4 protein-coding genes are annotated in these 2296 nt (G+C 65.9%); 2 read left to right on the forward strand and 2 right to left on the reverse strand.

Translation table 11 applies throughout. The annotated features are described in order from the left end of the window. Positions 1-115 precede the first annotated feature (115 nt). Positions 116-313: a hypothetical protein gene (locus tag VAE53_RS07985; RefSeq protein ID WP_322818843.1), complete on the reverse strand. Its 198-nt coding sequence runs from the start codon at positions 311-313 to the stop codon at positions 116-118. Positions 314-513: 200 nt separating this feature from the next. On the opposite strand from VAE53_RS07985, the gene VAE53_RS07990 reads away from it, so the two are divergent. After that, positions 514-1191 carry a winged helix-turn-helix transcriptional regulator gene (locus VAE53_RS07990; RefSeq protein WP_322818844.1) on the forward strand — a complete coding sequence of 226 codons (678 nt, stop codon included), beginning with the start codon at positions 514-516 and terminating at the stop codon, positions 1189-1191. 33 nt (positions 1192-1224) lie between these two features. Further along, positions 1225-1710, forward strand: a complete 486-nt coding sequence (locus tag VAE53_RS07995; protein ID WP_322818845.1) for a peroxiredoxin — start codon at positions 1225-1227, stop codon at positions 1708-1710. Here VAE53_RS07995 and VAE53_RS08000 read toward each other — a convergent pair. Further along, positions 1694-2296: transketolase C-terminal domain-containing protein (locus VAE53_RS08000; RefSeq protein ID WP_322818846.1), on the reverse strand; the 603-nt coding region annotated here is incomplete at its 5' end. The genes VAE53_RS07995 and VAE53_RS08000 overlap by 17 nt on opposite strands.

Consider the following 2296-nt stretch of genomic DNA (forward strand, 5'->3'; position numbering starts at 1 on the left):
ATCTGACCCACGGCCCCGTCCACCCCACAAAAAAGCCGCCGCCCCCAAAGGGGGCGGCGGCACACTGTTTCGGAGCGGCGGGCGGGAGAGGACGCCCGCCGCCCAGGGCGGAGGCTCACGCCGCAGAGGCCATCGCCCGATGCTCTTCATTCGTGATGAAGTCGCCCTCGGCCAGCCAGTTCTTGAACTCCTTCTCCGCGCCGCAAATCTTGCAGACACCGCGACTCGTCGGGCCGTTCGGTTCCTCGATCCGCCAGCGGTGGAAGTGGTCAGCCTGGGGAGCCTTGGTCGTCTCGATGGTGGCTTCAGCCATAGTGTTGGACCCCCTTTCTCGGTCTCGTCTCGTTGACCGGGCAACTGCCCCTCGGCTAGGCTAGTAATCAGCGAGTACTGGTACTAGCATTTCCGTAGCAGTGCTCGTGGCAAAATCATAGCACCGGGCACTATCGTGTCAATAGTCCCGGTACTATCCCGACGAACAACCTTAACCATCCCCGAACCGGAGCCCAACCCATGGCCCAGCGCGCAGACCTCGAACCCGGGCGAACGTACAACCTCCCCTGCGTCATCGCCCAGGTGCTCGACATCCTCGGCGACCGCTGGACCCTCCTCATCATCCGCGACCTCATGTCCGGCCTCCACCGCTACGTCGACATCCTCGAAAGCTGCTCCGGAATGTCCCCCAACGTCCTCTCCGACCGCCTCCGCCGGCTCGAAGCCCATGGCCTCGTCCAACGCCACTACCAACGCGCCCTCCCCCCGCGCGTCGAATACACCCTCACCGAAAAAGGCTGGGAAGTCCGCCCCATCCTCCTCGCACTCCTCGATTGGGGCCGCAGACACGTCGAACCCATCCGCGAAGAACACGTCGGCAACCGCGTCAGCCACGACTTCGCCGTCCGCGTCATCCCCACCTTCTCCTTCCACCCCGAGCGCGCACAAGACCTCCAAGCACGTATGACCATCGAAATCACCGACGCCGGCGACACCAACACCTGGACCTTCGATATCCACGATGGCCACCTCCACCCTCGTCGCTCCGGCGCACCCGACGCCGACGTCTACCTCAAGACCGACACCAGCGGCTTCTTCCGCTTTATCCGCGGCGAAGCCCGCGCCGAAGACGTCGGCCAACTCACCGGCTCCCCCGAAACCGCAGCCGCCATCCAGGCCTGCTTCCGAACCCAGTAAACCCCCAACCACGTACCCGGAGGCCGCCCCACCATGCTCACCCCCGGAACCCCCGCCCCCGACTTCACCGCCACCCTCGACGACGGCACCGAGTTCCGCCTCGCCGACTATCGCGGCAAAAAGCACATCGTCCTCTACTTCTACCCGAAAGACTTCACCCCAGGCTGCACCGCAGAAGCCTGCTCCTTCCGCGACAACTACAGCCAAATCGCCGCCTACGACGCCATCATCCTCGGCATCTCCGGCGACACGGCCGCATCCCACACCGCATTCCGCCAAAAGCACAGCCTCCCCTTCCCCCTCATCCCCGACCCCGAAGGCCGCCTCCGCACCCTTTACGACGCCAAAGGGTGGATCCCCTGGATGCCCCCGCGCATCACCTACGTCATCGACAAAGAAGGAATCATCCGCGCAGCCATGCGCCACGACCTCCGCGTCACCGCCCACGTCCCAGAAGTCATCGAAGCCCTAGAGAAACTCGCGCCCCGCGGCCAGGCCGGCATCACCGCTTCCGGCTGATAGCATCCCGCGCCGCCGCCGCCACCCGAGCCGGCGTCAGCTCGAAATACTCCAACAACTCATCCCACTTGCCGCTCGTCCCGTACCGATCCACACCCACGAACGCCATCGGCACAGGAACCGTCTCGGCCAACACCCGCGCCACCGCCGTACCCAGGCCACCCGTCGTCTGGTGCTCCTCCGCCGTCACGATCGCCCCCGTCTCCCGTGCCGCCGCCAACACCGCCTCCCGGTCGATCGGCTTGATCGTCGCCATGTCCAACACCCGCGCCGAAATCCCCTCGTTCGCCAGGAGATTCGCCGCCTCCAGCGCCACAGCCACCAGCACCCCGCACGCGATCAGCGTCACATCGCTCCCATCCCGCAGCCGGGTCGCCCTCCCCAACTCGAATCGAAAGTCCGCCCCATAGATCGCCGGCACCTTCGGCCGCCCCGTCCGAACGTAGGCTGGCCGCGTCGTCTTCCCCACCGCCACGATCGCCTGCTTCGCCGCCTCGAAATCCGCCGGCACCACCACATCGAACGGAATCAGCGACGTCGCCAGCGCAAGATCCTCGATCGCCTGCGCGCTCATCCCATCCTCCCC

This window comes from Tepidiforma sp., from assembly GCF_034432735.1.
Taxonomy (GTDB): Bacteria; Chloroflexota; Dehalococcoidia; order Tepidiformales; family Tepidiformaceae; genus Tepidiforma.